Annotated in this window: 3 protein-coding genes; 1 reads left to right on the top strand and 2 read right to left on the bottom strand. The window is 71.7% G+C overall.

Annotation, left to right across the window (positions count from 1 at the left end; all coding sequences use genetic code 11):
* Window positions 1–37: 37 nt before the first annotated feature.
* Window positions 38–955, bottom strand: a complete 918-nt coding sequence (locus tag ACFP3V_RS31655) for a DUF4231 domain-containing protein (RefSeq protein WP_380591233.1) — start codon at window positions 953–955, stop codon at window positions 38–40.
* A 98-nt stretch (window positions 956–1,053) separates the two neighbouring features.
* A complete protein-coding gene (locus ACFP3V_RS31650; RefSeq protein ID WP_380591230.1) occupies window positions 1,054–1,803 on the bottom strand; it encodes a sugar isomerase domain-containing protein in 750 nt (249 codons plus the stop codon).
* A gap of 144 nt (window positions 1,804–1,947) precedes the next feature.
* On the opposite strand from ACFP3V_RS31650, the gene ACFP3V_RS31645 reads away from it, so the two are divergent.
* On the top strand, window positions 1,948–2,637 hold the full coding sequence (locus tag ACFP3V_RS31645; protein WP_380591227.1) for a metal-dependent transcriptional regulator: 690 nt from the start codon (window positions 1,948–1,950) through the stop codon (window positions 2,635–2,637).
* Window positions 2,638–2,770: the final 133 nt, after the last annotated feature.

The raw sequence follows: 2,770 nt of genomic DNA, 5'->3' as shown, positions 1-2,770 counted from the left end.
GGGCCCCGCAACCCGGTGGACCTATCCCGACACGGCACTAGATCCTCCGGTCGCTGCGAGCCCGCCAGACCGCCTGTTCCCGGGCGAGGGTGGCCTCCGCGTCCCGGGCCAGCCGGGACCACTCCAGTTCCGCGTCCGCATCGGCCGGAATGAGTCTGGTCAACTGCCCCTCCAGCTGCTCCAGTTCCTGCGCCGCCAGGCGGTAGGCGGAGGTGAGCGGGCGGTACTGCTTGAGCTGGGTCCAGGCCGTGATGGAGGCGCCGATGGTGGACAGGATGCCGAGCACGTGCGGGATCTGCTCGAAGATCTGCAGCGCCGCCAGCGGGATGCCGGCCAGGATGGCCATGCCGGTCGCCAGCGACCACTTGCTGGTGCTGGTGGTGTAGGCGTCCGCGCGCGAGCGGTACCACAGCGCCTGGGCCCGCAGCCGCTCCTGGAGGTAGAGGTCGCGCCGGGCGTGCAGGGGCAGGGCGCGCAGCCGGCGCATCTCGTCCGTGATGACCGGCACCGCGTCCGTGGGGATGACGCCGTGGCCGCGGTGGGTCAGGAAGACCTCGCCCAGCTGCTCCAGGAAGGCGTAGTCCGCCTCGGTGCTCTCGGCGGGCCCGTCGAAGGGGCGGGCCCGGACGACGTAGCGCCAGACCAGCCCCTTGACCGACTCGGCCGCGGCCCTGCCCTGGTACCAGATGGCCTGCGGGGCCTCGGCCCGGAGCAGGTAGGTGAAGACGCCGGCGCCGGCGAAGGCGCAGACGGCCAGGGCGGAGGCGAGGTTCTTGTCCCGCCCCACCGTGATCGTCAACGCCCCGAAGACCGAGGCGAACAGCAGGCAGAGGATCTGGCCGCGGTACCACCGGATCGCCTTCCGCTGCTCGCGGACCGACATCTCGTCGGCGCGCCAGTAGGGTTCCGGCAGCAGATGGCGCTCGCGGAATCCGGGTGCGGAGAGCTGGACCACTGATTCCCCCTCACAGGTTCGATGCCCTGAATCAGTGTCTCCTTGCCCACCGGCCTTGCACAGCACACGTATTCGGCCGTGCGTCCACTGACGGTGCGTCAGAAGCTGTAGAAGATCCGGTCCTTGTGCTCCGCCATCAGCTTGGCGTTCCAGTCCCGGCCGCCGTCGACGTTGCCGGAGCGGAACAGCGGCGGGGTGATCCCGGCCGCGGCCAGCTTGCCGACCGCCGAGGCCACGACCGCCTGCATCAGCGCGACGGTGGTCAGCGTGGAGACGGGCCCGAAGGTGGTCTCCGCGCCCTCCACGCTGAGCTCGCCGTCACCGACGGCGATCTTGCTGTCCAGGACGATGTCGCAGTTGTCCTTGAGGTAGGTGCCGGAGGGGTGCCGGGAGGAGACGGCCTCCGGGTAGGCGAGCGAGGTCAGCCCGATCACCGTCAGCCCGCGCTCGCGGGCGTGCCGGGCCAGCTCGACGGGCATCACCTGGCGGCCGGACAGGGAGATCACGAACAGCAGGTCGCCGGCCCGGGCCGGCCCGGTGTCCAGCGTCGCCGTGGCCAGCCCCGCGACCCGCTCCAGCGCGGAGCCGAGCTGGGCGGGGACGACGTTGACCCCGGTGACCCCGGGCACGTCGAGCAGGTTCATCAGCACCAGGCCGCCGGCCCGGTAGACGACGTCCTGGGCGGGGAGGGAGGAGTGCCCGGCGCCGAAGGTGAAGATCCGGCCGCCCTCGCGGACGGTGCGGGCCAGCGCCTCGGCGGCCTGCTCGACACCGTCGGCCTCCTCGTCGCGGACGCGCTGCAGGTGCGCGATGGCGGCGTCGAAGTACTGCCCGGCGAGATCGGTCATCTGGGTCCCCTCGTTGAGTGATTGCACAGGACGGTGGTGCTTGCGCGGTGGCGGTGTCAACAGCACGGGGTGGGATGTCGGCGCCATGCGTCAGAATTGAGGGGCGCGACCAAGCCCGACCACGAGGAACGGAGCCCGCGGCCGATGTCTGGGCATCTGATTGACACGACTGAGATGTACCTCCGCACCATCTTCGAGTTGGAGGAGGAGGGCATCGTCCCCATGCGCGCCCGGATCGCGGAGCGGCTGGAGCAGAGCGGGCCCACGGTCAGCCAGACCGTCGCCCGGATGGAGCGCGACGGCCTGCTGCAGGTCGCCGACGACCGCCACCTGGAGCTGACGCCGGAGGGCCGGCGGCTGGCCACGCGGGTGATGCGCAAGCACCGGATCGCGGAGTGCCTGCTGGTCGATGTGATCGGCCTGGAGTGGGAGCAGGTGCACGCCGAGGCGTGCCGGTGGGAGCACGTGATGAGCGAGGCGGTGGAGCGGCGCGTGCTGGAGCTGCTGCGGCACCCGACGCAGTCGCCGTACGGCAACCCGATCCCCGGTCTCGAGGAGCTGGGCGAGACGCCGGCGGAGGACGCGGAGGAGGCGCTGGTGCCGCTCGACGAGCTGGCCCCCGGTGCGGAGGGGCGGTCGGTGGTGGTGCGGCGGATCGGAGAACCGATCCAGACGGACGCCCAGTTGATGTTCACGCTGCGGCGGGCGGGCGTGCAGCCCGGGGCGATCGTGAACGTGACGGAGTCCATGGGCGGGGTCCTCGTCAGCAGTGGCGGCGAAGCCGCGGAACTCGACAAGGACATCGCCGGCCACGTCTTCGTCGCCCGCGCGTAGCCCCCGTAAGGGGCGCGAGGCTGTAGACATGTGCGCTCCGCCGCGTGGGCGCGAGCAACACACCCCCCACGGAGGTTCGTCCCGCAGACGGCGTCGGACCTCCCCGGGTGGTGGGCCGGTCGCGGTGGGGGCA

It is taken from the genome of Streptacidiphilus monticola, assembly GCF_042658505.1.
GTDB lineage: Bacteria > Actinomycetota > Actinomycetes > Streptomycetales > Streptomycetaceae > Streptacidiphilus > Streptacidiphilus monticola.
Note: the sequence above shows the minus strand (reverse complement) of the source record. Positions and strands in the feature narration are given on the sequence as shown.